The 26,128-nt window shown below is 37.6% G+C and carries 27 protein-coding genes and 1 pseudogene; 16 read left to right on the top strand and 12 right to left on the bottom strand.

The genetic code is table 11. The annotated features are described in order from the left end of the window. The first annotated feature begins 5 nt into the window (after positions 1–5). The 4 genes from AC13CK_RS01555 (at position 6) to AC13CK_RS01540 (ending at position 2,626) form a co-directional block, all read left to right on the top strand. Positions 6–233 carry a hypothetical protein gene (locus AC13CK_RS01555; protein ID WP_004647679.1) on the top strand — a complete coding sequence of 76 codons (228 nt, stop codon included), beginning with the start codon at positions 6–8 and terminating at the stop codon, positions 231–233. A gap of 69 nt (positions 234–302) precedes the next feature. Beyond that, on the top strand, positions 303–500 hold the full coding sequence (locus tag AC13CK_RS01550; protein ID WP_004280859.1) for a hypothetical protein: 198 nt from the start codon (positions 303–305) through the stop codon (positions 498–500). 602 nt (positions 501–1,102) lie between these two features. Further along, on the top strand, positions 1,103–1,924 hold the full coding sequence (gene dapB, locus AC13CK_RS01545) for a 4-hydroxy-tetrahydrodipicolinate reductase (RefSeq protein WP_425880045.1): 822 nt from the start codon (positions 1,103–1,105) through the stop codon (positions 1,922–1,924). 57 nt (positions 1,925–1,981) lie between these two features. Further along, positions 1,982–2,626 carry an START domain-containing protein gene (locus AC13CK_RS01540; protein ID WP_425880044.1) on the top strand — a complete coding sequence of 215 codons (645 nt, stop codon included), beginning with the start codon at positions 1,982–1,984 and terminating at the stop codon, positions 2,624–2,626. A 48-nt stretch (positions 2,627–2,674) separates the two neighbouring features. On the opposite strand, the gene ahr is transcribed toward AC13CK_RS01540, so the two are convergent. The 11 genes from ahr to AC13CK_RS01485 form a co-directional block, all read right to left on the bottom strand. Continuing rightward, positions 2,675–3,703 carry an NADPH-dependent aldehyde reductase Ahr gene (gene ahr / locus AC13CK_RS01535; RefSeq protein ID WP_004647676.1) on the bottom strand — a complete coding sequence of 343 codons (1,029 nt, stop codon included), beginning with the start codon at positions 3,701–3,703 and terminating at the stop codon, positions 2,675–2,677. 4 nt (positions 3,704–3,707) lie between these two features. Next, positions 3,708–4,289: a DNA-3-methyladenine glycosylase I gene (locus AC13CK_RS01530; protein WP_425880043.1), complete on the bottom strand. Its 582-nt coding sequence runs from the start codon at positions 4,287–4,289 to the stop codon at positions 3,708–3,710. Between the two features lie 24 nt (positions 4,290–4,313). Beyond that, on the bottom strand, positions 4,314–4,559 hold the full coding sequence (locus AC13CK_RS01525) for a hypothetical protein (RefSeq protein WP_071850146.1): 246 nt from the start codon (positions 4,557–4,559) through the stop codon (positions 4,314–4,316). Between the two features lie 15 nt (positions 4,560–4,574). Then, positions 4,575–5,126, bottom strand: a complete 552-nt coding sequence (locus tag AC13CK_RS01520; RefSeq protein ID WP_143115403.1) for a M23 family metallopeptidase — start codon at positions 5,124–5,126, stop codon at positions 4,575–4,577. Positions 5,127–5,186: 60 nt separating this feature from the next. Continuing rightward, positions 5,187–6,215, bottom strand: coding sequence for an A/G-specific adenine glycosylase (gene mutY, locus AC13CK_RS01515; protein ID WP_425880042.1), 1,029 nt, complete (start codon positions 6,213–6,215; stop codon positions 5,187–5,189). Between the two features lie 163 nt (positions 6,216–6,378). Continuing rightward, positions 6,379–6,738 carry an HIT family protein gene (locus tag AC13CK_RS01510; RefSeq protein WP_026055739.1) on the bottom strand — a complete coding sequence of 120 codons (360 nt, stop codon included), beginning with the start codon at positions 6,736–6,738 and terminating at the stop codon, positions 6,379–6,381. Between the two features lie 93 nt (positions 6,739–6,831). Beyond that, positions 6,832–7,566, bottom strand: coding sequence for a dienelactone hydrolase family protein (locus AC13CK_RS01505; protein WP_425880041.1), 735 nt, complete (start codon positions 7,564–7,566; stop codon positions 6,832–6,834). Positions 7,567–7,730: 164 nt separating this feature from the next. Next, positions 7,731–8,420: a BamJ family beta-barrel-assembly machinery protein gene (bamJ, locus tag AC13CK_RS01500; protein ID WP_222110638.1), complete on the bottom strand. Its 690-nt coding sequence runs from the start codon at positions 8,418–8,420 to the stop codon at positions 7,731–7,733. A 48-nt stretch (positions 8,421–8,468) separates the two neighbouring features. Next, the gene (gene bamJ, locus AC13CK_RS01495; RefSeq protein WP_425880040.1) at positions 8,469–9,173 is read right to left on the bottom strand and encodes a BamJ family beta-barrel-assembly machinery protein; all 705 of its coding nucleotides are present in this window, start codon (positions 9,171–9,173) and stop codon (positions 8,469–8,471) included. Between the two features lie 166 nt (positions 9,174–9,339). Continuing rightward, the gene (locus AC13CK_RS01490; RefSeq protein WP_425880039.1) at positions 9,340–11,523 is read right to left on the bottom strand and encodes a polysaccharide biosynthesis tyrosine autokinase; all 2,184 of its coding nucleotides are present in this window, start codon (positions 11,521–11,523) and stop codon (positions 9,340–9,342) included. A gap of 435 nt (positions 11,524–11,958) precedes the next feature. Beyond that, positions 11,959–13,035, bottom strand: a complete 1,077-nt coding sequence (locus AC13CK_RS01485) for a polysaccharide biosynthesis/export family protein (protein WP_425880038.1) — start codon at positions 13,033–13,035, stop codon at positions 11,959–11,961. A 738-nt stretch (positions 13,036–13,773) separates the two neighbouring features. On the opposite strand from AC13CK_RS01485, the gene rfbB reads away from it, so the two are divergent. The 11 genes from rfbB (at position 13,774) to AC13CK_RS01430 (ending at position 25,041) form a co-directional block, all read left to right on the top strand. Beyond that, positions 13,774–14,832, top strand: coding sequence for a dTDP-glucose 4,6-dehydratase (gene rfbB, locus AC13CK_RS01480; protein WP_310077491.1), 1,059 nt, complete (start codon positions 13,774–13,776; stop codon positions 14,830–14,832). Beyond that, positions 14,832–15,707, top strand: coding sequence for a glucose-1-phosphate thymidylyltransferase RfbA (gene rfbA / locus AC13CK_RS01475; RefSeq protein WP_310077463.1), 876 nt, complete (start codon positions 14,832–14,834; stop codon positions 15,705–15,707). Before rfbB ends, rfbA begins: the two co-directional genes overlap by 1 nt. A 5-nt stretch (positions 15,708–15,712) precedes the next feature. After that, on the top strand, positions 15,713–16,126 hold the full coding sequence (locus AC13CK_RS01470; protein ID WP_425880037.1) for a sugar 3,4-ketoisomerase: 414 nt from the start codon (positions 15,713–15,715) through the stop codon (positions 16,124–16,126). Positions 16,127–16,243: 117 nt separating this feature from the next. Beyond that, positions 16,244–17,335: an acyltransferase family protein gene (locus AC13CK_RS01465; protein ID WP_425880036.1), complete on the top strand. Its 1,092-nt coding sequence runs from the start codon at positions 16,244–16,246 to the stop codon at positions 17,333–17,335. Positions 17,336–17,429: 94 nt separating this feature from the next. After that, positions 17,430–18,545 (top strand): DegT/DnrJ/EryC1/StrS family aminotransferase, encoded by a 1,116-nt coding sequence (locus tag AC13CK_RS01460; RefSeq protein WP_005108299.1) that lies wholly within the window; start codon positions 17,430–17,432, stop codon positions 18,543–18,545. Next, positions 18,546–19,790 carry an O-antigen translocase gene (locus AC13CK_RS01455; RefSeq protein WP_005108300.1) on the top strand — a complete coding sequence of 415 codons (1,245 nt, stop codon included), beginning with the start codon at positions 18,546–18,548 and terminating at the stop codon, positions 19,788–19,790. A 13-nt stretch (positions 19,791–19,803) separates the two neighbouring features. Continuing rightward, on the top strand, positions 19,804–20,691 hold the full coding sequence (locus tag AC13CK_RS01450) for a glycosyltransferase family 2 protein (RefSeq protein WP_425880035.1): 888 nt from the start codon (positions 19,804–19,806) through the stop codon (positions 20,689–20,691). A 150-nt stretch (positions 20,692–20,841) separates the two neighbouring features. Beyond that, positions 20,842–21,981, top strand: coding sequence for an O-antigen ligase family protein (locus tag AC13CK_RS01445; RefSeq protein WP_005245440.1), 1,140 nt, complete (start codon positions 20,842–20,844; stop codon positions 21,979–21,981). Between the two features lie 2 nt (positions 21,982–21,983). Then, a complete protein-coding gene (locus AC13CK_RS01440) occupies positions 21,984–22,859 on the top strand; it encodes a glycosyltransferase family 2 protein (RefSeq protein WP_425880034.1) in 876 nt (291 codons plus the stop codon). Then, on the top strand, positions 22,849–23,997 hold the full coding sequence (locus AC13CK_RS01435) for a glycosyltransferase family 4 protein (RefSeq protein ID WP_425880033.1): 1,149 nt from the start codon (positions 22,849–22,851) through the stop codon (positions 23,995–23,997). Before AC13CK_RS01440 ends, AC13CK_RS01435 begins: the two co-directional genes overlap by 11 nt. Positions 23,998–24,087: 90 nt before the next feature. Beyond that, positions 24,088–25,041 (top strand): GNAT family N-acetyltransferase, encoded by a 954-nt coding sequence (locus tag AC13CK_RS01430; RefSeq protein ID WP_425880032.1) that lies wholly within the window; start codon positions 24,088–24,090, stop codon positions 25,039–25,041. Between the two features lie 57 nt (positions 25,042–25,098). Here AC13CK_RS01430 and AC13CK_RS01425 read toward each other — a convergent pair. Beyond that, positions 25,099–26,014, bottom strand: a pseudogene (locus AC13CK_RS01425) (IS481 family transposase). Positions 26,015–26,052: 38 nt separating this feature from the next. On the opposite strand from AC13CK_RS01425, the gene AC13CK_RS01420 reads away from it, so the two are divergent. Next, on the top strand, positions 26,053–26,128 hold a 76-nt coding region (locus AC13CK_RS01420), incomplete at its 3' end, for a transposase (protein WP_336148168.1).

Genomic DNA, 26,128 nt, shown 5'->3' with positions numbered 1-26,128 from the left:
TCAAGTTGTTAAAAATAAATGATTTAATTGCAAAATCTAAAAATGGTACTGAAATTATTGTTTCGTTAATTCCTCTCAATAAAATGCAAAATACACGTCAGGGTTTAAAAAGAATTGAAGTGGGTAAAAGAGTTCTTCTTTCATCTGGAGTTGAGGTAGATTTAAACTTAGATGGCCGTACATTCTATACTTCTCTAAATCAATTATTTAAGCTAAATCATAAAGTTATTTAAAGATAAAATTAAGAAACATCAATTTTTAGTGGAGATTTTGCCACTTTAACTATTATTAAAGGTATAGATATGCTTAAACAAAGTATCAGTGTGAAGGATCAGTTTGGGGCTCAACACGCTATTCAAGCAACAGTCGATCATCATTTTTCTAAAACACAATCTCATTCCAATATAAAACATATCACTGTAGATGGTGAAGATATTCGTCCCAGTTTTGAAATGTGCTTTCAAAGTACCTTAAGTGGAAAAATTTTCAAAATTGTATAGACCAGGCAAATTTTGCTTTAGGTATTATTATTTTTAATAAGTTCCCTAAGAGCTAGATAATTCATTTGCTCAATCTAAGGACTGATTTTTGTATAAAGCAAAATTGAGTCCTTTTAATCTCAATAAGACTTAAAATCTTATCTGCTCATCAATTCAAAAGTAGATATTCATAATTAAAATTTAGTAAAAAGTCTTGCATAAGAATCCTGTTAATCTAACTGAGATTTAAATCATCAAGATTTTGAGCTCAATTAATAATGGCGAGACTAAACAGGAAAAACTGTATTGGCAAGTCGTCTGTTTAACTTCACAAATCAGTAATCTCAGTAAATCAATGCAAAATCATAGCGATAAAATTATGAATAAGCTTATTTCAGTTATATGAGTAATTGCTAAAAACTATATGACGAGTCAAGTTGATGTATATCGTATAGCTTTGACGGAAGTGATTGCCTAACTTCTTAAGCTTGATTAAAACTCTTATCAATATCAGTGATTTCACTCTTTGAGTATTTTCATTGATTTTTATGCAATGCATCTTAGTGTTATTCTGCAGTTTTGCTATAGTAAGAGCAATTTTGGATCAACATCAGGACTATGTTATGTCAGCTACACCACGCATTGGGATCTTAGGTGCAGGCGGCCGTATGGGACGTATCCTTATTCAGGCAGTGCATGAAGCAGGTTATCAGTTGGCGGCTGCGGTAGAACGCCCTGAAAGTACACTATTAGGTGCAGATGCGGGTGAACTTGCCGGAATTGGTGCAACAGGTGTCAAGGTGGTGGGTAGCCTTAGCGATGTAGTCAAAAACTGTGATGTGGTGATTGATTTCACTGCGCCAGCAGCGACCGTCAATCATCTGAAAATCTGCCGTGAAGCAGGTGTCGCCATCGTGATCGGTACGACGGGTATGAATGATGAGCAAAAAGCCTATCTGGATCAATCTGCGACGGAAACTCCTGTAGTGTATGCAGCGAATTATTCAGTGGGTGTGAATGTATCGATCAAATTGCTTGAACTGGCCTCTAAAGTTTTTGGTGATACCGTAGATATCGAAGTGATTGAAGCACATCACCGTCACAAAGTAGATGCGCCATCGGGTACAGCTTTGATGTGGGGTGAGGCGATTGCGGAAACTTTAGGCCGTGACCTGAAAGAAGATGCGGTCTATTGCCGTGAAGGTCATACCGGTCCGCGTGAGCGTAAGAGCATTGGCTTCCAGACCATTCGTGGTGGCGATATTGTCGGTGAACATACCGCCATGTTTATTGCCGATGGGGAACGTGTGGAAATTACTCATAAAGCGACCAATCGCATGAACTTTGCTTCTGGTGCGGTACGTGCTGCGGCTTGGGTCGTAGGTCGTGAAGCGCGTAAATATGATATGAAAAACGTGCTTGGTTTTAACGATATTCAGGTTTAAAACCGAGTTAAAATCATTTATAAAAAAGTATAAAACTAGAATAAGACGAATAATATAATGCAAAAAATGATTTTCCTGCTCTGTGCAGTGGCACTTGGTGCCATTGCACAGGCAAAGCCTGTCGGGACGCCTAAACTCAGTATTCATAAAAATAATATCAAGGTCTGGACTTACCAGAATGAAGAAAACCCGGTCTTTCTCTATAAAGCTGAAACCACCTATACTGCGCCTGTTGAAAATGCCGTTTCCCTCATTTTGAATGTTGAGCATGCCGTGCAATGGGTTCCCTATATGGGTAGCATCAAGATCCTGTCCCGCGATGATAAAAAAGGTGACTTTACCCTGTATATGGTGCTGGATTTTCCATTTCCCTTAAAAGACCGTGACCTGATTGTACAGGGCAAGATGATCAAGGAAGCCAATGGCCAGATCACCATCAAGAATAAAGCCATCCAAAGTGGCTATCCTTTAAATCCGGATTATGTGCGTTTAACCGATTATCAGGGCGACTGGACTTTTCAGAAACTAGCCAATAACAAGGTCAAGGTTTCAACCTATGGTTATGCCAATCCGGAAGGTTCTATTCCTTTGACCTTCGTAAATATGTTCGTGCAACAACAACCTTATCAGATGCTGCAGAAAATGAAGACCGAGCTGGCCAAGCCTTCACCTATTGCGGTCTTGCCTGAAGCCCTGCAATAAAAAAGACCCAATCGCTGGGTCTTTTTAACAGCTAAAAATAGGCAGGATTTAAGCTGTAAAATCTGCTTTAAGTACAATCCGGTAACGGGCTTTGCCAGAATGCAGATGTTCAATCGCCTGGTTCAGTTGTGACATCGGGAAGACTTCAATTTGCGGAGCAATATTTTTACGTGCAGCAAATTGGAGTAACTGACGTAATGCCGCCGGCGAACCTGTCGGTGAACCGGTAACTGACTTGGCTCCACCAATCAGCATGCCAGCCGGAATCTGCATCGGCTCAAGTGGTAAACCCAGCATATGCACAGTGCCATTCGGTGCCAAAGTTGCCAGATAAGCCTGCCAGTTCAAGGTGACATTGACAGTACTCAGTAATAAATCAAACTTGCCACGCTGGGCTTTTAATGCAGCGACATCACGACTGTTCACTACATGGTCAGCGCCCATGGCTTTCAGTTCATCAGTTTTATCCAGGTTCGAGGTGAAGGCAGTAATTTCACAGCCCCAGGCTTTCAGCAGCTTGATGGCCATATGTCCTAAACCGCCAATGCCAATTACGCCCACATGATGAATGGCCTGAATCTGATGTTTCAGGATCGGATCAAAGACGGTAATCCCGCCACAGAGCAGGGGTCCGGCACTTTCAGGATCAAGATCTTCGGGTAGGGGAATGACCCATTGCCAGCCGGCACGCACTTTGTCGGCAAAACCACCGGCATGTCCGACAATGGTCGCCACCTGACCGCCAGTACACAGCACTTGCTGGCCCGAAATACAAGGATCGCAATATTGACAACTTTCCGCTGTCCAGCCGATGCCAACCCGTTGCCCAACTTTCAGGCCTTTGGCTTCTGCACCCAGATGGGTAATGGTGCCGATAATCTCATGTCCTGCTACGACCGGATACACTGAAGAACCCCAGTCATTGTTAATGACTGAAATATCAGAATGACAGAGACCGCAGTATTCCACTTTGACTTCGACCTGATGCGGCTGCAGTTCTCCGGCATCGAATTGATAAGGTTCCAGTTCCGCACCTGCGGACATGGCAGCATAAGCTTGAATAATATTATTCGACATGATTTCAGCTCTTATTTAAATGCGAGGATATTGTTTTAAAGTCACAATGATTTTCATGGTCATCGACCATACCAACGGCCTGCATAAAGGCATAGCAAAGGGTGGGTCCGACAAATTTAAAACCAGCCTGTTTGAGTGCTTTAGACATCTTCTGGCTCTCAATGGTTTGAGCAGGCGCCTGACGATAATCCACAACATCATTATTCAATCGCGGTTGCTGGGTAAAAGACCAGAGCCATTCCACCAGATTGATTCCTTGCTGTCGGAGCTTCAGCCATGCTTGGGCATTTTCGCGAATGGCATTGAGTTTGCCGCGATGCCGTATCAGGCTAGCATCTTCAAGTTTTATTTGGAGTTGTTGATCTGTAAGTGAGGCGATAGATTCGATCGAATATTGAAAAAAATGTTCACGATAAGCTTCACGTTTTTTAAGAACGGTAATCCAGGCCAGACCGGCCTGCTGTCCTTCCAGACACAGCATTTCAAACAGGCGATTTTCATCCAGTAGGGCCTGTCCCCATTCCTGATCATGGTAGGCAATATACAGTGGATCATCGGAGCACCAGCCACAGCGTTGCACAGTCATGTGATGCTCCTTGTTTTTATGGTTTTATAATTTAAACACAGTCCATTGATCCTGCTGATTGTCCCAGTACGACAATTCAGCCTGATCCAGATCGCTAAATAGAATCCACATATCTTTACCGGCCTTGTCGGCATAACCAGTACTGATCAGAAGCGCATCCTCGGTAATTTCCATCACCCAGCCCTGGTAAGTTTGACCATTCAATACAATTTTTTGTTGATTGCCTGATTCAGCAAATTCTACCAGACGATTGATCAACGCTTCTGACATGTAAATATCCTAAAATTAACGTAAATAGGGATAGGGATTGACCACACCGCGACCCTTACCCTGTAAATAAATTCCATAATGTAGATGTGGTGCAGTGTGCCGGGCATTACCGCTGTTGCCGACATAACCGATCAGCTGGCCTTTTTTGACATAGTCGCCCACTTTTAAGCCACGTTTATGTCCATCCAGATGCGCATAATAATGCCAGGAGCCGCCCGGGCCCAGAATCCAGACTACTTTACCACCCAAATTGTTGTTACGTAAATCTGCAATCAGGCCCTCAGTCGCGCTAAAGACTTCGGTTCCACGTGGAGCCATGATATCAATGCCTTCATGTAAACGTCCGCGACTGCGCGAAGCGCCCCAGGTATCTGATAATTCACGTGCCTGTACGCGTGCCACCGGGATGGGCAGAGAGGACGGCACTCGCATACTTTTCAGTTTTTGCACGACGATAGGATTGAGCTGTACAGCAGGGGGTTTTTTCGGTGTACTGCTACAGGCGGTTAGTAATATGGCAATTAAAGCCACCCAGGTCAAAGCAAGATATTGGCGCACGCTATTCATCCTTAAATATTGGCAATGCTCATTCTGAGCTGATCGGTTTTTTGCTTTGTCCAGACTATGTCATACATTTACCGCAGAGATCAATTTTTTCATCGCTGTTGGAAGACCGCAATCAATGCCTGTCTCTGGACGCATCCAGTTGCCTTGCAGTTCAATCGCCAGATGTTCCTGCTGATCCTGATCCACTGCAAAAACGATTGCTTCAAGCTGCCAGGTGAAGTGGGTGAAACTATGGCTGATCTGGACTTTTTTGAGGATATTTTTCAGGCCAAGTTGCTGGCATTGCTGTTCAAATTCATGTGCATTTTCAATAATTGGCAGACACCAGAGACCGCCCCAAAGACCGCTATTGGGACGTTGCTGCCAAAGCCAGTCTGTACCGGACTGGATTAGCAGGACCTGAGCAGAGCGTACAGGAACTGGTTTTTTGGCCTTTTTGAAAGGCAATTCATTTTCCAGTCCTTGCTGATGTGCCTTGCAATGCTGCTGCATTGGACAATACAGACACAAAGGCTTTTTCGGGGTACATACGGTCGCGCCCAGATCCATAATTGCCTGGGTATAGTCATGATTGCGTTCGATAGGACAGAGTTGTTCTGCCAGTTGCCATAAGGCACGCTCATGCACCGGTTTGGACAGATCATCTTCAATGGCAAAGAAACGTGACAATACCCGTTTGACATTGCCATCCATGATTACGCCATATTGACGTAAACCGAGTGACATCAAGGCGCCAGCGGTTGAACGGCCAATGCCGGGCAAGGCCATCCATTCTTCCAGAGTATGAGGGAACTGCTGCTGTGCTGTCACGATGCCGGCAGCTTTATGCAGATTTCGGGCGCGGGCATAATAGCCGAGACCTGCCCAGTAGGGTGCGACCTCATCCCATGAGGCATAACCTAAGTCCTGAACAGTCGGAAAACGCTGGATAAATCGTTCAAAATATTGCAGTACAGTTTTGACCTGGGTTTGCTGCAACATGATTTCAGAGACCCAGACTTTATAGGGATCATCTGTCACCTGCCAGGGCAAGTCATGACGACCATGCACATCAAACCATTCCAATAGGGCATCTGAAAATACGAACATGAATACCTAGCAACCGAATAAGCAGCAGCTAGTATAGCGGAATCAGCAGGGTGGGAATGTGAAAAGTGGGATAAAAACGTAGATGTTCATCGAGCTTGATAGAACTTGGCTTTCAATAAAAATAAACGCTCCGTAGAGCATTTATTTTTGATAAAGAATCCGGTTAATCGTTAATTCCCCAGCGCTCATCCAGCTTTAAGGTTTTGCCTGCATAACGCGGAATAATATGAATATGCAGATGTTCTACCTTTTCCTGAAATACTTCACCATCAATAAAGCCGACATGAAAACCGGCAGGCTGGTAACGTAATTGCAGTTCATTGCGTGCCTGTTCCAGTAAGGACATCAAACTTTTACGTTCTTTGTCAGTCACTTCGAAAAACGAGGCCACATGCCGCAATGGAATAATCACACAGTGACCTTCGGACAATGAATTCGGTTCAGGCAACACCACACCATAATCATTTTTGGCAATGACATCATATTCGTCAAAATTGCAGTAGGGGCAGTTGGTTTCAGCCATCATACACATTCTCCTCTGGTAGGATTTATCTTCTTTTCTTCATGAAGTATCTAAAATATTCAGCCTGTGAACAAGCCGGATAGTTGTTTCTATTTATGCCAAATGGCAGTCTAGCAAGGCATACATTGCTGCCAGACCTTTTTGTTCCGCTTCTGCATTGTAACCAAGATCCACACCATTGGATTTGGCCCGTTCATCCGCAAGCGGGTTGCTAAAGCCATGTTTGGCATTTTCAAAAACAATCACTTCATGCTCGACTTTGGCTGCATGCATTTCCTCACGGAAACCGGCCACATCATCCAGGGTCACCATGCTGTCCAGTTCACCATGTAGCACCAGGATTTCCGCCTGTACCTGACCTTCCTGAGCCGGTGCTTTCGGAGACAGGTTGGCATGGAAAGTCGCCACCACTTTTAAAGGTGCATTAGAACGGGCCAGATCCAATACGACTTTGCCGCCGTAGCAGAAACCAATCGCTGCAAGTTTCTCAGCATTGACTTCGTCCTGTGCTGCCAAGGTATTCAGCGCTGCGGTTGCACGATTCACAATGGTGTCAGGATCCTCGAAAGTCTGCATCATCCATTCATATGCCTGATTAGAATGGGTAGTCACTTTTTTATCACCGTACATGTCCATGGCCAAGGCCGCATAGCCATGTTCTGCAAGTTCACGGGCGCGCTGTTCGGTATATTCATTCCGACCCCACCATTCGGGTGCGACCAGTACACCGGCAACAGGGGTATCTGTTTCTGGTGCGGCAAAATAACCAATTAATGGGCTGCCATCCTGCGCAGTATAATGAATTTCGCGAGTCTTGATTGCTGCCATGCTGACGTCCTCTATTGTTGTTGAATTGCTTGATTAAAACATAACATAGCAAAACTGATCGGAATGTGACATGAAAACCTGCGATTTAAGGATACTTAAGCCCATAAAAAAAGAGAGGCCAATATAGAACCTCTCCGATTTTAGATCTGGAAAAATAGGACTTATTATTTAATAATTTCCAGTAATTCCACATCAAAAATTAAAGTACTGTTCGGTTCAATTACATCCCCTGAACCAATCTGTCCATAGGCCAGTTCGGCCGGAATGAAGAAACGATATTTGGCACCTTCTTTCATCAGCTGTAAACCTTCGGTCCAGCCGGTAATGACTTGGGTGGTACGAAATACCACGGGTTGATTACGGGCAATCGAGCTGTCAAAAACCGTACCATCGATCAAACGGCCTTCATAATGTACGCGGACATTACTGTTTGCGCTCGGCGATTTACCTTTTCCTTCCTGAAGAATCTGATATTGCAAACCTGATTTTGTGGTTTTTATCCCCGGTTTTTTTGCATTTTCAGCCAGGAAAGCCTGACCAATTTTGGCATTTTCATCAGCCTGCTTTTTCAGGGTAATCAGCTCTTTGGCTTCAGCCTGACGCTTAAATTGGGTCAAGACTCGCGCCATGTCTTCCTCACTTAAAGTCGCCTGTTTCCCAGCGGCTGCCGCTTTTAAACCGGCACTGAAGGCATCCAGATCAATGCCTTGTAAGGAATCGGCATTGCTTTTTCCCATCAGATAACCAAAGCTGTAGCCGACCTGTTCAGCCTCAGGACTTTTATTGGTAATTTCTTTGGCAAACAGACTGCCAGAACTCAGCAGTAAAACCATCAAACTTATTTGTATTTTCATGATTCATTCTCAAAATAAAGGAGAGCGCGTTGCTCTCCTTTTCGTGGATTATTTTACTTCGATGAGTTCCACATTAAAAATCAAAGTACTGTGTGGAGGAATCGTACCTGGCACGCCCTGTTCACCATAACCGAGTTTAGATGGGATATACAGAGTGGCTTTACCACCTTCTTTCATCAATTGCAGACCTTCGGTCCAGCCTGGAATGACCTGATTAAGTGGGAACTCAATCGGCTCGCCACGTTCAACCGAACTGTCAAACACGGTACCATCGACCAGTTTTCCAGTGTAATGTACTTTTACAATTGAACTTGCTGCAGGCTGCTTGCCCGTACCTTCTTTGGTCACTAAATATTGCAAACCAGATGCCGTAGTTTTTACCCCAGCTTTTTTGGCATTTTCGGTCAGGAAAGTATCACTTGATGCTTGAGCCTGTTTGGCACTATCCACTTGCTTCTGCTGCATTTCTTTTTGGAACTGCTCATAAGCTGCTTGTAATTCTTCTTCAGTATAAGCAGGAGCAGTACGGGCATGACCTTCGCGAACGCCTGTCACAAAGCTGTTAATATCCAGCTCAGGTGGAGTTTGATGAGCGACTTCATAACCGAGTGCATAGCTAATTTTAGAAACAGCAGAGGCATCTTTAGATGCTTTTGAGGTTTGAGCAGCTGGGTTTTGAGTTGCATAGTAAACAGGTACTAGCGCGGCACCGCCTAAAAGAACAGCGACAGCAATCGGTAAGGCCTTACTCATGTATTATTCCAATCTAATGTTATCGTTGAGGTTCATTCCATCTTAGCAGAAAATTTTGAGAAATCTTGCAGAATGGGTGGTTTTTTAGCAAGCGGACACCGCAGTTGTGTTGAAGTTTAAAGATATAAAAAAACCAGCAATAGCTGGTTTTTTTATCTAAATGGGATCAGCCATTTTGTTCTCTAGACTTATAACTGTAAATGTAATCATAACTATAGCTCCCCCCGGCTGAACGCTGGATATCATTCAGGATAAAGCCATTTACGATACAACCGGCCTGTTTAAAGCGGTTTAATGTAAGCTCTAGCTCCTTCATTTGTGTTTTTGCATAGCGCGCCACCACTAAATTCAGTCCGACATATCGGGATACGATAATCGCATCCGTAACAGCCAATACAGGTGGTGTATCAATAATGATATGGTCATAGTGCGGAATCAGAGATTGTAGTAATTCCTTGAAGCGTACTGAATTAAGAAGCTCAGAAGGGTTTGCTGAACTTTCACCACAGGTGATTACATTTAAGTTCGGAACATTGGTGTTTTGTACCACCTGTTCTAATGTAATCTGCTCATTCAGGTATTCAGTTAATCCATGTTGATTATTCAGATCAAAATATTTGTGGATATGACCACGACGCAAATCGGCATCAATCACCAATACGCGTTTGTTTTTTTCCGCCATAATGACTGCCAGATTGCTGGAAACAAATGATTTCCCGACTTTTGGTGCTGGGCCTGAAATCATGATGATGTTGTTCTTGGCCTGGCTTAGGGCGAAATGACTCGCTGTACGTATGCTTCGTAAGCTTTCGATCGCAATATCATCGCTATGTTTAAGGGCTAATACAAAAGGAATTTTTTTCTTTTTGAGTAGTTTTAGCCCAGGTTTCTGACTCGGAGAATGGGCAATATTCGCATATACTGGAAGCTCCAGTTGATATTCTATTTGACTGCTATCTTTCACACCAGAACGCAGCATATTGCGGAATAATGCCACCAAGATTCCCACAAAAATACCGAACCAAAAGGCGAGGAACAGAATCAGTGGTGTTTTCTGTTGCACCTGGTCAATCGGTTCAAGTGCGGTATCAATGATATGTACATTGCCAATCTCACCTGCTTTGGCAACACGCAGTTGTTGGTATGAATTTACCAAGTTGGTATACAGTTGCTGTTTGACTTCGACTTCGCGTGACAGTTGCAAATACTGGCGTTGTATCTCTGGAATATTTTTGAGTGTTGTATTCAGTTCACGAATCTTGCCATTGATCACACGAAGTTGAGCCGTAATTTCTCGCATGGCTGGATGTAGTGCTGCATATTTGGCAGCTATTTCTGCCTGTCTCTGTTCAAGTAAGACTTTTTGCGTTTCTAAGGTGACGCTCTGATTTAAATACAATTCAGATTCTTTAGCAATATCAACTGTATTATGCCGTTGACGGAACTGGTTAAAGGCGAATTCTGCATGATCAAGCTGTTTCTTTAAATCTGGTAATTGTTCATCCAGAAACGCCAGTGTCTGCGCTGTTTCTGTTGAACGGCGCGTAATATTATGCTGGCTATAAATCGCTAAAATCGTGTTCAGGACTTTAGTGATGTGCTGTTTATCTTGACCCTGATAGCGAAGCTGCAGAACTCCACTCAGTTCTCCTTTTTCTGTCACTGAATAATTGGCAAGAATAGAATCAATCGCTGTTGGCAACGAGAGTTTTTGTATCCGGTAACTGCGATCTAGATTATCTTGACTAAAGATTGCAATTTTCCAGTCTCCCTGTGCAGTTTTGGCTTGAACGGGCTGGTTAAGTGCACCCTCAAAGACAGTTTCTTCTGTCACTGGATTGATCAAGATAAAGCTCTGTGGTTGAAACTTCAGTAGGAGATTTTTATCCTGGTACGCTACGGGAACTTCAAACTGACGGATATCAAAGCTTTTTTCACCTTCTTTAAAGCGTACAGTTTCGGGTTGATATTCGGTCTGAGAATTTTTGCCGTAAATGAGGCGATTGATAAAGGAGTCTTCAGTGCTCGCAATATGGAGATCCAGATTTAAACGATCAATCACTGATTCCAGAATCGTGCGTGATTTTAAAACCTCAATCTCAGCATTTGATGAAGACATCTGACTAATAATACTTGACAAGCTGCCTAATAAGGCAGCTGATGCCCCTTTATTTTCTTCGACCTGAACGATGGCATCTACCTTATAGTTGATGGCTGCGGTACGCATGTACAGCAATACTGCCATCAGGCTGAGCAAACCACATAAGAGGATGAGCTTCCATTGCGAGAGCAGGGAAAAGAACACCCCTTTTAGGTCAATCATATTTTCGGTATTGTTATTTTTGTTCATAATTCTACTATCTAAAAGTTTAAAAGTGATTTTTCCAGTCGATGATATATTTTTAAATAAAATTCTAAAAAACTAATCAAAGACTTGCTGCTTTTCTGAGAAAGAATCCTACATATTTTGGTTTTATTGTCCTTTCTTAAAATATATCAACCAGCTGAAGGCCAGATATTTTTATTATGATCAGAATAATACGGTTTCTATTTAATCTGTTTCATATCGAGTTTTGAGCACCATGGGGTTGCAGGCGAAGTCCGTGGGCTTATATCAAAATAGTGGGTGTTCATTGATGACTATAATTATTCCAACTCACTGAATTTATAAATTTAATCTACGAGTGCAGGCGGATCTTATGAATAAATTTTCAGTCATTAATTTATACCACCCATATTTCCTAAAAGACCCCGAAAAGATTTTTAATTTTCATAGCTGAGTTACCTATCGTATAGCTGAATCAGCGACATATGAAAATGGAAGAATCTGGCTAACAACGCGTTCCCAACGAGTCAGACCTGTGGCATCAACATAGACAATGTCATTGCTACGCATTTTGAATTGTTTCGCCAAGCCAAAATCTCCAAGATTTTTTAGACTTAAGTGATATATTTCAGTCATCTGATTGTCCGAGTTGCCACGTAAGACATAAATCCGGCTAGAACTCGCGGAATAGGGATTAATCCCTTCACTTTCACCCAATACATCAGCGAGAGTCATGCCTTGGTCACGTATTGGTAAGGGTTTATTGGCACTGGCTTCACCCATGACATAGATCTTCTGGTTTTCACGAGGACTGATATAAAGAGTGTCATTCGGTTGAATCAATAGCTTATGCAAGGAATATCCAGCCTTTTCCAGTGCAATGGTATTCAGGTCATAGGTTACACCCTGCCGCACAAGTTGAATCGAAGTAGAGTCACCTTGCTCATTAATACCACCCGCCAAACCGAGTGCTGTATAAACACTGACTGGTTGATCAGACAAGTAAAATTGACCAGCTGATTTCACATTACCGACCACTGAATAGCGTTGTCCCTGATAGGAAATGACCCTCACCACCACATCCGGGCTGTTTAAGTAGGGAATTAATTGACGCCGTACTTCCTGATTCACTTGCGGAAGGGTTTTTCCAGCTGCTTTATAATGGCCAATGAACGGAAAGTGGATATAACCATTTCGGTCAATTTGGTAGCCGTTGTTATTATCACTTGCTGTAGGAACGGCGCTAATTTCAGGATAGGCCCATAATTGAAAGGATAAAATATCACCTGGATTCAAACGGTAATCCTGCACCTCAGTCTGAAATAAAGCAGCATAATGGCTAAGATTATGAGTTTGGGCAGACTGCAATACAGGCAGGGTGTCCTGATTCAATTTTATTAGATTGACTGGAGTTCCTAGTTCAGTTTGATAGATTCCTTCTTTTGGTAAATCATATGTTTGAAAGCCGGATATTGCTGCACATCCAACTAGAGATAGGCTGAAGGTAAAAATACCTAAAAGGTGTCTATAGTTCACTTGAAACCCCTTTATTTTTATATGTTCAGAATTGGTATTTATTAATAATTATTAATTTTTCTAATTCGATTTATGTGATTAACATCTAAAAAATATAATAGATCACATACCTTGTCTATAGCTATTTTTAAGTCAATTTAATAAGTTTAAAAAAATATACTGCGAAAAGATGGACGAAAATGGACGTGAAACCTTGATTAAACAAGCTATAGAGATATAGCGAATTACTTAAGTTTTAGAATAAGGATTAATTGTTTCCAATTGTTATTTTTTAATAGATGATGTAACTAAAAAATTAAGAACATAATCATAGTCAATATAGGAAAGTATTTTTATATAATTTTTATCCAATCTAAAGGTTTTTTAGATCATTGAATTTTATTAAATTTAAATAAAATTTAAATGATTTATAAGAAAAATTAATTTAAAATAATTAAAATAAGACTTTGTTAATTAAGATATTGGTAGAAAATTTTTGATGAATATTAAATTAATATTAGTTGAGAGATATATAAAAGATTAATGGCTATATAGACTTAGATGAGTTCTAAAAAATTAATTAAAATTATAAAATGTAACCACATTTAAGCATCTACTTTTTTATAAGTGGTTTGTATAATAAAATTAATATATGTTATGAACAAATCAATAAAAACAGATATGCCCAGAAGGCAGCAATACATTAAAAATAATTTGTGAAAAGTAAAATAAAAATATTAAAGGACACTAAAAATGATGATGAAAATATTGGTGACCGGTGGGGCTGGTTTTATTGGATCTGCTGTCATCCGGCATATCATTAAAGAGACTGAACATCATATTTTAAATGTTGATAAGTTAACTTATGCAGGTAACTTGGAATCATTAGTTTCTGTATTGGATCACCCTCGTTATCAATTCGCTCAAACTGATATTTGTGATCATGTATCTTTAGCGCGATTATTTTCAGACTTTGAGCCAGATGTGGTCATGCATTTGGCGGCAGAGTCTCATGTGGACCGTTCGATCGATGGACCGGCTGAATTTATCAGTACAAATATCGTCGGTACCTATACCTTATTAGAGGTTACACGAAAGTATTGGCAAAATTTGTCTGAAATTAAAAAATCTAGATTCAAATTCCATCATATTTCAACAGATGAAGTATATGGTGACTTAGAAGACACAACTGATCTATTCACTGAAACTACCCCTTATTTACCAAGTTCGCCCTATTCGGCAAGTAAAGCCAGTTCAGATCATTTAGTTCGGGCCTGGCATAGAACCTATGGTTTGCCGATTGTTGTCACGAACTGTTCGAATAATTATGGACCTTATCATTTTCCTGAAAAACTGATTCCTTTGATGATCTTAAATGCTTTGGAAGGCAGACCATTACCGGTCTATGGAGATGGTCAGCAGATTCGTGACTGGCTGTTTGTCGAAGATCATGCGCGTGCTTTATATCAGGTTGCGACTCAGGGTGTAGTGGGTGAGACCTATAATATTGGTGGATGGAATGAAAAACAAAATATAGAAGTGGTGAAAACTATTTGTCAGATTTTAGGTGAATTAAAACCACAACTGAACGGGCAAAGTTACGAAAGCTTAATCACCTTTGTTCAGGATCGGCCTGGACATGATTTACGCTATGCCATTGATGCCTCAAAAATTGAGAGGGAACTGGGGTGGAAGCCACAGGAATCATTCGAGACCGGTATCCGTAAAACTGTGCAGTGGTATCTGGATAATCTGCAATGGTGTCATCGTGTTCAGGATGGTTCGTATCAGCGTGAACGTTTAGGGGAGGCAGTATAATGTCAAAAACAATAAAGGGGATTATTTTAGCAGGCGGTTCGGGCACACGTTTGCATCCAATAACTAAAGGGATCTCGAAACAGCTACTTCCGATTTATGACAAACCAATGGTTTATTACCCATTATCTGTCCTGATGTTAGCCGGTATTAGTGAAGTTCTTATCATTAGTACTCCGGAGGATATTGAGGGATTTAAGCGTTTATTAGGAGATGGTTCACAGTTTGGCATGGAGCTGAGTTATGCGATTCAGCCTCATCCTGATGGTTTAGCACAAGCCTTTATCCTGGGCGAAAAATTTATTGGCCAAAGCAATGTATGTTTGGTGCTGGGCGATAATATTTTTTACGGGCAAGGTTTTACCCCTATGCTACGCCAGGCTGCAGCACGGCAAAAAGGAGCAACTGTATTTGGCTATCAGGTGAAAGATCCTGAACGCTTTGGTGTTGTAGAATTTGATGAACAGCAACGTGTTATGTCAATTGAAGAAAAACCGAAACATCCTAAATCTAATTTCGCTGTGACGGGCCTATATTTCTATGACAATGATGTGATTCAAATTGCCAAACAAGTAGAACCATCTGAGCGAGGAGAGTTAGAGATTACTTCAATTAACCAGGCATATCTGGAGCGCGGTGATTTAAATGTTGAATTATTAGGGCGTGGTTTTGCCTGGTTAGATACAGGTACACAGGGCAGCCTGCTTGAAGCAGCTCAATTTGTAGAAACTATTGAAAAACGTCAAGGTTATAAAGTTGCCTGCTTGGAAGAAATTGCCTTAAATAATGGCTGGTTGAGCAGAGAGGAAGTTTTAGCGATTGGTCAAACAATGAATAAAAATGGCTATGGCCAATATCTGATTTCTTTAGTGGGGTAATAACTATGAATCTCATCGAGTGGATAGAATTACCTAATCTGGGAGATCATCGTGGCAGCTTGGTGGTCGCTGAAGCCAATCGGAATGTTCCTTTTAGTATACAGAGGCTCTATTATATTTTCGGTGCTCAGCCTGATGTTCCTCGTGGATTTCATGCACATAAAGAGCTTCAACAAATTGCTTTTTGCATTCAAGGCAGTTGCAAAATGCTGATGAATAATGGCAAAGAAAAACAAGAGGTCTTAATAGGTCAGTCTAATAAAGGATTATTTATCCCGCCAATGGTTTGGCATGAGATGCATGATTTTTCAGAAGATTGCATATTGTTGGTATTGGCAAGCGATCACTATGATGAAAATGACTATATCCGTAACTATGACCAGTTTTTAGAAGAAGCAGATAAGGTTGTTATTGAATAGATAGTTAGATAATTAAAATTACGAAAAATAATTCATGAGTATGATGGCTTTTGTTAATAAAGAAGCTTCAGAAAATAGAATTATAAATAATAATAAATATTTAAGGAGATGTATGAGATGATTAAACCACTTACATCATTGCGTATGTTTTTTGCGCTATTTGTTTTTCTTAGTCATTTGGCCTTTCTAAAAAATGATACAAATTATGAAAATATTTTTAACAGTATTTTTAATGAAGGATTTTTAGGCGTCAGTTTTTTCTTTATATTAAGCGGATTTATTTTATCCTATAATTATAAAGAAAAATTTATTATAGGAAATATTTCAAAAAAAGAGTTTTATATTTCTCGTTTAGCAAGAGTGTATCCAGTACATATTGCGACTACGGCACTTGTACTCCTGTTAACCTTTATTCAATCTGGAAAAGGGTGGGAGTACTTAATTCAACACATTTTTCTGATACAAAGCTTTTTTTTAGAAGAAAATATTCATTTTTCATTAAATTCTCCTTCTTGGAGTATTTCTGACGAATTGTTCTTTTATCTACTTTTTCCATTTGCATTTTTAATTTCTGAAAAAATAAGAACTTATATTTTTATTTTATATCTAGTAGGTATTTTAATTCTTAATATGCAGCTTAATAAAAATCAGGATCACTATTGGTTGTATATTTCACCATTTGTACGTTTCTCTGATTTTTTACTGGGTATTATTCTATTTGATCTTTATGAAAAAATAAAAGTTACTTATTCTAAAATAAATATACCTACTTTTATATTTGAATTAGGAGTAATTTTAATTTTTATTTTATTCTTTGTGTTTCATAACAAGATAGATATAAGCTATAGATACTCAATATATTATTGGCTACCTATGGCAGCAATTATTCTTATTTTTGCATTGTCTCATGTTGCTCAGAAAAAAAGTATTATTACTAATTTCTTATCAAATAAATATATGGTATTGGCGGGGGAAATCAGTTTTTCTTTTTATTTACTGCATGTTTTGGAAATACAAATTTTAAATTATATAAAAAAAATACTATCATTTAATATAGACTTAATGTTGTTCTCATTCATTATTTTTATTGTGACTTTAATAGCTAGTTTTATAATGTATAAGTATATTGAAAAGCCTCTAAATAGGAAAATGAAGAAATTTTTATTAGAGCCAGGTTTTAAAAAAAAGAGTTATGAACTTAATAAATAATATTGGATTTTTACTTTAATTAATATAAATATATTAATTTTGATGAACGTAGAATTAAAAAGTAATAATAAATTTTTATATGAGATTGATAAGAATGATTCCTTTTCTTGACCTAAAAGCGATAAATGCTCAATACCGCGACAAACTTTTAGCAGCTTGTACACAGGTCATTGATTCCGGCTGGTATATCAGTGGCAAAGAAGTAGAGGATTTTGAAAGAAAATTTGCGGATTATTGTGGAACACAGTATGCCATAGGAGTTGCCAATGGGTTAGATGCGCTTATTCTGACTCTGCGTGCATGGAAGGAATTGGGGAGACTGAATGAAGGGGATGAGGTCATTGTACCTTCAAATACCTATATTGCGAGTATTTTGGCAATTTCACAGAATAATCTAAAACCGGTGTTGGTCGAACCGGATATTCATACTTTTAATATTGATGCTAAAAAAATTGAAGCAGCTATCACCACAAAAACAAAGGCGATTTTGCCTGTTCACTTATATGGGCAGCTTGCTGCAATGCCAGAAATTATGGTCATTGCCAAGAAATATAATTTACTGGTCTTGGAGGATTCAGCACAAGCCCATGGTGCTGAAATAGATGGTAAAAAAGCAGGCAGTTGGGGAGATGCCTCAGGCTTCAGTTTTTATCCGGGTAAAAATTTGGGTGCGTTAGGGGATGCCGGGGCGATTACCACCAATGATGCCGAGTTAGCGCATATGCTTAAGGCTATACGTAATTATGGCTCACACGAAAAATATAAAAATCTGGTACCTGGGGTAAATAGTCGCCTTGATGAAATTCAGGCGGCAATCTTGAATGTGAAACTGAAATTTTTAGATCAGGAGAACCAGTATCGTCGTCATATTGCAGATCTTTATTTAAAAGAAATTCAGAACTCAGCGATTGAGCTTCCATTCACAAATATAAATGCCGAAACTGATACACAGCATGTTTGGCACTTATTTGTGATCCGAACTCAACATCGGGAACAATTACAAAAACATTTAGCAGAGCACGGGGTACAGACATTGATTCATTATCCGATTCCACCGCATAAGCAGCAAGCCTATCAGGAGTGGAATAATTTCAGTTTACCAATTTCAGAACAAATTCATGCTGAGGTCTTGAGCTTGCCGATTGGACCGACTTTATCTATTGATGAGGCAAAGCAGGTTGTTCAGTTATGTAATGGTTTTCAAGCATAGATGAATTTACTTAGGACCAGTGTACTCAATGGCGTGGCAGTTTTGATTAAGACCATCACCATGTTTGTACTGAATAAAATTTTAGCTGTATATCTAGGACCCACTGGATATGCAGCGATAGGACAGTTCCAGAATTTTATTCAAATGGTGACTACTTTTGCAGGGAGTGCAATTAATACCGCAGTCGTAAAATATACAGCCGAATATCATGAGGATGAAAGTAAACAACGTGCAATTTGGAAAACAGCAGGTAGTATTATTTTTCTGTTTAGTCTGATTTTCGCGTTTCTCATATTAATTTTTCAAGGACAACTCTCACTTTATATTTTCCATTCACTTAAATACCAGACAGTTTTTATATGGTTTGCAGTTTTTTTGATATTTTTTAATTTTAATACACTGTTTTTAGCGATATTAAATGGAAAAAAAGAAATATTAAAATTAGTGCTTGCAAATATTGCAGGTAGTTTATTTGCTCTTATTATCACAAGTGTGCTGGCAATTAAGTTACATTTATATGGAGCTTTAGTTGCATTATCCATTTATCAGTCTATTGCATTTATAGTGACGTTATTTCTATGTTATAGAGCGAACTGGTTTAAGTTTTCATCTCTCCTAGGAAAAATAGACCTAGAAATTACCAAAAAGTTTAGCTCATTTATTCTCATGGCATTAGTGAGTGCGATTTGTGTACCCCTGTCTCAAATGTTAATTAGAGCATATTTAACTCAGGAGTTTAGTCTGGCATATGCAGGTTACTGGGAAGCGATGATCCGACTAAGCACGGTATACCTTATGCTGGTCACGACAACATTGGGAGTGTATTACTTACCCCGATTATCAGAGCTAAATAAGATTGATGAAATTAAGAAAGAAGTTTATTTGGGCTATAAATTTCTTTTTCCACTGACTGTAGTAGGAGGAATTATTGTTTTCGTACTACGTGATTGGATAATTAATTTACTATTCACTCCATCTTTCGCACCCATGCAGGACTTGTTCTTTTGGCAAATGATGGGGGATGCATTAAAAATAGGAAGCTGGATACTCGCCTATTTAATGCTAAGCAAAGCAATGACCAAACTGTACATTTCTACAGAAATTATATTTACCTTATCCCTTATTGCTTTGACCTATGTATGTACCCAGTTTTTTGGATTTAAAGGTGTTTCAATTGCCCACCTAATAAATTATGGGATGTATTGGATAGTAATCAGTTTATTTATATTTAAACAATTAAAATAAAGAGATATATAATATGATAATTGAGCAATCTTTAGTTTCCATCATTATACCAAGTTATAATCATGAGAGATTCGTGTGTGACAGTATCCGGAGTGTCATTGACCAGTCTTACCAGAATATTGAGTTAATTGTCATTGATGATGGATCTACAGATTCTTCAGTAGAAAAAATACAAGGACTGATTCCGATCTGTGAAAAACGGTTCATCCGGTTTGAGTTTAGACATCGACCCAATAAGGGCTTGAGTGCAACCTTGAATGAAGCATTAGAATGGACACAAGGAGAATATTTTTCTTCTCTAGCTTCAGATGATATAATCTTAAAAGATAAAATAAAGATACAATCAGAATTTTTAAACCAGAATAAAAATTGTATCGCAGTATTTGGAGGAGTAGCAATTATTGATAATGATTCTAATCTTGTAAAAAATAGGGTTAAAAAAAGACAAAGTTATAATTTTGAAAAAATTTTATTATTAGAACATGATTTACCAGCTACGACCCAACTGATCCGATCTAAAGCTGTGAAAAAAATTGGTGGTTATGATGCTAAGGTAAAAATTGAAGACTGGTATATGTGGTTGCTTTTAGCACGGGAAGGGGAGTTATGTTATCTTCCTGTTGTTTTTGCTAAATACAGGCTGCATGATAATAATATGCATAAACAGACGTCTCTTATGCATGATTCGAGAATGATGATTTTAAATGAGTACCAAAATCATATTCTATTTAATAAAGCAAAAAAAAGAGCTTTATGGATAAATGCATTTGAGTTGGGGTTGTTTTCCAAAAAGAAATCATTAGAAAAAATGCTAAGCATTTTGAGAGAATATCCATCTGAAATTTTAACATATGATTTTTTTAGGTTTTTTTACTGGTTGCTTATTAAAAAAGATTTTTAATATAAATAAGTTTGATAAATGTTATTAATTTTGTTAAAGAATAATTTTTAAAATATATTAAATAAGAAAATAATTGAATTAATAATATAAAATATTAATCGGTTCTTTTACTTTTCTATCAAGTAAAAGACAATAAGAAAGGAATGGATAATGATTATTTTAAATGAAACTAATTCAAAAAATAACATTATTTTTTTAAGTGATACTAATATAAGAGATAAATCAATTATATATCTTATACTGTTTTCATTTTTTTTATCTCAGTTTTATTTTTGGTCAAGTGGAGTTCCACAATTCAGCCATATTTTTATTATGGGTGCTATTTTATTGCTATTTAGCAAGAGCTCTAAAATAAATATTGAATATTCAAATATAATTTTATTATTTGTTGCTTATGCAATTTGTGTAAATTTTGCTTGGTATTTAATTGTTCTCGATTCAAGTTATATGATGTCGACTGTTTACTGGATATTTAATTTATTATTTTTTCTATTAATGATGAATTTAAATCAAGTTCAGATTAACTTTTTCTATGAAAAATTATTATTCCTAATTCCTTTTTCCTATATTGTTGAAATTATTATTTGGGCAAGCAACTTAGGTCGTTATGATTTTGAACCTCGATATAATGGTCTTTTTAATGATCCTAATCAGATGGCATTTTGGGTGCTGAGTAGCTGTGCAATTTATCTGTATATTTCAGGAAATGGCTTTAAAAAAATAACTATCTATTTTTTAGCCTTATTCTTAATTTTATTGACCATGTCAAGATCTGCTTCAGTTGGTTTTTTAATGTTAACTCTGGGACTTATATTTAGTCAAAAAGGAGACCTAAATAAAAGAATATTTGTATTCATTGGAACATTAGTGTTTTTTGGAAGCTTAAGCTACTTTTTATATAACTTGGGGGTCTTTGATAGTATTGCACTACGCTTTATAGAAGGGTTAGATCAACGAGACAGTCAGGTAGAAGGGCGTGGTCTTTTCAGTTTTTTAGATTATCCTCAATATTTAATTTTTGGTGCTGGGCAAGGCGCCCACTGGTTATATAACCCTACAGGAAATGAAATTCATTCAACTTGGTTAGGTATCTTATTTTATTATGGGATTATAGGAATATCCTTATTTTTAATATTTTTATATCAAATATTTAAGAAACTATCGCTTTCCAACAAGATGATATTATTAGGGCCAATGTTATATGGGTTTACCACTTATAGCGCAAGAACAATTATTTTTTGGTTTTTATTGGCGGCTTTTTTATTATTCTCAAATAATAAGGATGAATAAATATGTATATTTCTATCGGAATTCCATTTTTTAATGCTGAAAAATTCTTGGAAGATGCGATTAAATCTGTCCTTGTCCAAACTTTTCAAGACTGGGAACTCATACTGGTAGATGATGGTTCGACAGACCGGTCTTTAGAAATAGCCCGATCATTTGTTGATTCTCGAATCCGTATCATTTCTGACGGTTATAATAGAAGATTACCCTATCGCTTAAATCAGATTATTAGTGAAGCAAAATATGACATTATTGCGCGTATGGATGCTGATGATTTAATGGCTGTAGACCGGCTTGAAAAACAGATTAAAGTCCTAACTAAAAATCCAGAGATTGATTTAGTTGTTACCAGCTTGTATTCCATTGGAAATAAAAATGAAATTCTGGGGAAAAGAATTTTTTCTACCCACCAGATGCAGCCAAAAGAAATTTTGCAAGGGTTGACAAATTTATTACATCCTTCACTTCTTGCACGTAAGGCATGGTGTCAAAGAAATCCTTATCAGGAAAATAACTGCCTAGCTGAAGATTATGAATTATGGCTCTCAGCAGCTATAAAAAATGATTTTAATTATATGGTAATGCAAGAACCATTGTATTTTTATCGAGAAGTAGAAAATGTAAAAAAAGAGAAAATGATCCGTGGTTATAATACCCAGATTGAAGTAATCAAAAAATATTATAATAATATAATCGCTGATCGCGAAAAAAATAAGATTCTTCTAAAATTTGAGATAAAAAAAATTATTGTAAAAATATTAAATTTTCTTAATTTAATGCAGATTTTACATAAACGTAGAATTACTACTGTTTCTGAAAGCGATAAAATTTTTTATGCTTCACAATTAGAAATTATAGAGTGTTTAAATAATGATAAATAAAAAAATTGCTATTATAGGTTCTACTGCTTATAACCTTTATAATTTTCGTAAAGATTTTATTTTTGCATGTTTAGAGCAGGGTCATCAGGTTTATGCTTTTGTATCAGAGTATGATGATCAGTGGCTAGATACAATTAAAAATCTTGGAGCGACCCCTATTACCTATCAACTTAGTCGAGGGGGGGTAAATCCATTATCTGATCTATATTCTATTTTTCAACTTATAAATAAAATAAAAAAAATTCAACCTGATATAGTATTTTCATACTCAACTAAACCAGTTATTTATGCAACTTTAGCTGCTTACAGAACGAAAGTTCCTTATATTTATGGCATGATTGAAGGATTGGGTTCGCCTTTTACCATTCATAAACATGGGCAAAGTCTGAAAGCCCAATTTATACGTTTTGTGCAAATTTCTCTATATCGGCTGGCATTTCCATACTTAGATAAAATTATATTCTTAAATCATGATGACCCTAAAGATTTAGTACATTACTATAATATTCCTCATAAAAAAAATGCGATTGAAGTTTTAGGACCTATTGGGCTGAATTTAAAAGATTTTAGCTATAAAAAATGGGATGATCAAAAAAATATATCTTTTATTTTTGTAGCTAGATTAATTGCTGAAAAGGGAATATTTGAGTATTTACAGGCTGCTAAAATAATTAAAAAAAAATATCCTAATATAATATTTAAGATTATAGGTTGTTTAGATACAGAAAACCCTACAGGACTGAAACAAGTAGAATTAAACCAGCTAATAGAGAAAGGTATAATAGAATATGATGGGTTTGTTAAAGATGTAGCTAATCGAATAAGTAATAGTACTGTATTTGTATTGCCCTCATATTATCGTGAAGGTGTTCCTCGTAGTATGCAAGAAGCTATGGCTATTGGACGTCCAGTTATTACAACAGATGTACCAGGCTGTAATGAAACTATAGAAGATGGAGTCACAGGTTTCTTGATTCCAAAATGGGATGTAGCAGCATTAGTAAACAAAATGATTTATTTTATAGAACATCCTGAACGAGTAAATAAAATGGGATATCAAGGATTTCTATATGCTAAAAAAAATTTTAATGCTGATCATATAAACCATAGATTATTGCAAATATTGAAAATGGATTAGCTTTTAGGAATCATTTTTAAATATAAACTTTGGTTATATCTAGGTTGAAAATAATAAATAGAGAATATTTATAATATCCAGGAGATTGTAGTGAGTGAAGAGGCAAGCTTTAAAATAAAAAAATATGAAGATTTAGATAAAATAATGTGGAATGATTTTTTATTAAAATGTAAAAATTATCATTTTATGTTTAATCGGGATTTTATGGAGTATCATTCTGATCGTTTTAAGGATTTCTCATTAATATTTAAAAATGATAAACATAAAATCATAGCTTTATTGCCTGGAAATATTAAAGATAAGATTTTTTATAGTCATCAAGGTCTAACCTTTGGTGGGTTTTTGATTGATAGGGGAGTGCATACAGCTGATATGCTTGAACTCTTTGCTCAATTAAAGATTTTTTTAAAAGAAAACAATATTGAAAAAATCGTATATAAATGTATCCCGGTCATTTATCATAATTATCCAGCGCAAGAAGATTTATATGCTTTATTTAGAAATCATGCAAACCTTTATCGTAGAGATATAAGTGTTTCTATTGATTTAGAGGAAGAGTATTCATATTCAGAGAGCAAAAAAAGATCCATTAAGAAACTCAAAAAAAATGGGGTAATTTGCGAAGAGGTAGATCAGCCTAGTATAGTCTGGGGTGTTCTTCGTGAAGTATTAAATCAGCATCATAACCAACAGCCTGTACATAATGAAATTGAGATAGATTTATTGAAAAGCAGATTTCCCAATAATATAAGAGCTTATAAGTGCTGTCTGGATGGGCAGATTGTTGCAGCAGCAGTTACTTTTGAAACAGAGAGAGTGGTTCATGCTCAGTATTTGGCTAGTAATGATAAGGGGAGAGAAGAAAAAGTATTAGACTATCTGATTGATTTTTTAATAAATAACAGTAAGAAATTTGCCAAAATATTTGACTTTGGTACTTCTAATGAAAATGAAGGGAAATTTTTAAATACGGGGTTGATTAATCAAAAAGAAAGATTTGGTGCTCGTGCGATTGTACATGATTTTTATAATATAGATCTTTAATCTTTATTTCACAAACAGATGATTACAGGCTTATTCAATCGCATAAGGATGTGTGATTCATAGAGATCGTTTCAATTTAGCGATCTCTAAATCCATTTTGTAATTGGGATGTTGAATCCGTTTATTTGAGGGGGGTGTATTGCTTCTGGACTTCATCTGAGAAAGGAGTTTCTTCACATAATTCAAAGTACCTCTCCATCGGTGTTTTACCTTTCAAAGCTGAATGTGGTCTCATCCAGTTATAGTAATGCTGCCATTCGGCTAACTTGTCTTGGATATCCTCAGAATCGATATCTACAGTAGCGTAGAACTCAGATTTATCAGTCTTTTGTGAGCGCTCTACCTTGCCATTCAGATGAGGTGAACCTGGTTTATTTGGCCTAAATTTGATTCCATGCTGCATCATTTTTTCTGTACTTTTTCAGCAAAGAATTCCCGCCCACGATCGGTCTGTATTCGCTGTATGGGAAAAGGCATTTCTTCAATTACGCAGCCTAAAAAGTCGAGAGTATTCGCTGCTGTTCGGCGTGTATATATCCTTAAAACGCGATATCGTGTGCAGTCATCGATAGATGTGTACTGATATAGTCCTGGACCCAGTTTACAGGTATCCATTTGAATTCTATCGCCTGGTAATGGACGTTCATAACGAATGAAATTGCTTTACGACGGAATTTTTTAATCGGTTTGACTTGATGGGGGAATAGTACTTTATGGATAGTCGCTAAGGACAACGAGACTCCGTGCAGCCTCATCAATTCTGTTTGCAAACGTCGAGCACCAAGATTTCTAGCTCAGCATTGATTTTAGTATTTGGCGATTTTAAGGGACGTCTACTCTGGCTACTTAATCCATCAATACCTTGCTCAGAATATCGTTTCCACCACTTGTGTAACGTTGGTCTAGAAATGCCACATCTCCGACAAACTAGACCAGCATCATTAGTCTGAATAGCCACTAATTTTGTAGACACCTTTTAGTTAGATAAAATGGCTAATTAACGAGGTGCTTATGAGCAGTAAACGATATCCTGAAGAATTCAAAATTGAAGCAGTAAAGCAAGTTACCGAGAAAGGTTATAGTGTGG

This window comes from Acinetobacter sp. L-24 (assembly GCF_056857555.1).
The sequence above is the reverse complement of the archived record's forward strand: the minus strand, read 5'-3'. Positions and strand labels throughout refer to the sequence as shown.

Excerpts from the sequence above, each read along its gene's own strand:
- AC13CK_RS01460 (WP_005108299.1), top strand. The coding sequence starts at position 17,430 with ATGATTCCTTTTCTTGACCTAAAAGCGATAAATGCTCAATACCGCGAC.
- AC13CK_RS01450 (WP_425880035.1), top strand. The coding sequence starts at position 19,804 with ATGATAATTGAGCAATCTTTAGTTTCCATCATTATACCAAGTTATAAT.
- AC13CK_RS01505 (WP_425880041.1), bottom strand. The coding sequence starts at position 7,566 with ATGGCAGCAATCAAGACTCGCGAAATTCATTATACTGCGCAGGATGGC.
- AC13CK_RS01440 (WP_425880034.1), top strand. The coding sequence starts at position 21,984 with ATGTATATTTCTATCGGAATTCCATTTTTTAATGCTGAAAAATTCTTG.
- AC13CK_RS01470 (WP_425880037.1), top strand. The coding sequence starts at position 15,713 with ATGAATCTCATCGAGTGGATAGAATTACCTAATCTGGGAGATCATCGT.
- bamJ (WP_222110638.1), bottom strand. The coding sequence starts at position 8,420 with ATGAAAATACAAATAAGTTTGATGGTTTTACTGCTGAGTTCTGGCAGT.
- AC13CK_RS01525 (WP_071850146.1), bottom strand. The coding sequence starts at position 4,559 with ATGTCAGAAGCGTTGATCAATCGTCTGGTAGAATTTGCTGAATCAGGC.
- dapB (WP_425880045.1), top strand. The coding sequence starts at position 1,103 with ATGTCAGCTACACCACGCATTGGGATCTTAGGTGCAGGCGGCCGTATG.
- mutY (WP_425880042.1), bottom strand. The coding sequence starts at position 6,215 with ATGTTCGTATTTTCAGATGCCCTATTGGAATGGTTTGATGTGCATGGT.
- rfbB (WP_310077491.1), top strand. The coding sequence starts at position 13,774 with ATGAAAATATTGGTGACCGGTGGGGCTGGTTTTATTGGATCTGCTGTC.
- AC13CK_RS01435 (WP_425880033.1), top strand. The coding sequence starts at position 22,849 with ATGATAAATAAAAAAATTGCTATTATAGGTTCTACTGCTTATAACCTT.
- AC13CK_RS01530 (WP_425880043.1), bottom strand. The coding sequence starts at position 4,289 with ATGACTGTGCAACGCTGTGGCTGGTGCTCCGATGATCCACTGTATATT.
- AC13CK_RS01455 (WP_005108300.1), top strand. The coding sequence starts at position 18,546 with ATGAATTTACTTAGGACCAGTGTACTCAATGGCGTGGCAGTTTTGATT.
- AC13CK_RS01490 (WP_425880039.1), bottom strand. The coding sequence starts at position 11,523 with ATGAACAAAAATAACAATACCGAAAATATGATTGACCTAAAAGGGGTG.
- AC13CK_RS01550 (WP_004280859.1), top strand. The coding sequence starts at position 303 with ATGCTTAAACAAAGTATCAGTGTGAAGGATCAGTTTGGGGCTCAACAC.
- AC13CK_RS01510 (WP_026055739.1), bottom strand. The coding sequence starts at position 6,738 with ATGGCTGAAACCAACTGCCCCTACTGCAATTTTGACGAATATGATGTC.
- rfbA (WP_310077463.1), top strand. The coding sequence starts at position 14,832 with ATGTCAAAAACAATAAAGGGGATTATTTTAGCAGGCGGTTCGGGCACA.
- AC13CK_RS01540 (WP_425880044.1), top strand. The coding sequence starts at position 1,982 with ATGCAAAAAATGATTTTCCTGCTCTGTGCAGTGGCACTTGGTGCCATT.
- ahr (WP_004647676.1), bottom strand. The coding sequence starts at position 3,703 with ATGTCGAATAATATTATTCAAGCTTATGCTGCCATGTCCGCAGGTGCG.
- AC13CK_RS01520 (WP_143115403.1), bottom strand. The coding sequence starts at position 5,126 with ATGAATAGCGTGCGCCAATATCTTGCTTTGACCTGGGTGGCTTTAATT.
- AC13CK_RS01445 (WP_005245440.1), top strand. The coding sequence starts at position 20,842 with ATGATTATTTTAAATGAAACTAATTCAAAAAATAACATTATTTTTTTA.
- AC13CK_RS01465 (WP_425880036.1), top strand. The coding sequence starts at position 16,244 with ATGATTAAACCACTTACATCATTGCGTATGTTTTTTGCGCTATTTGTT.
- bamJ (WP_425880040.1), bottom strand. The coding sequence starts at position 9,173 with ATGAGTAAGGCCTTACCGATTGCTGTCGCTGTTCTTTTAGGCGGTGCC.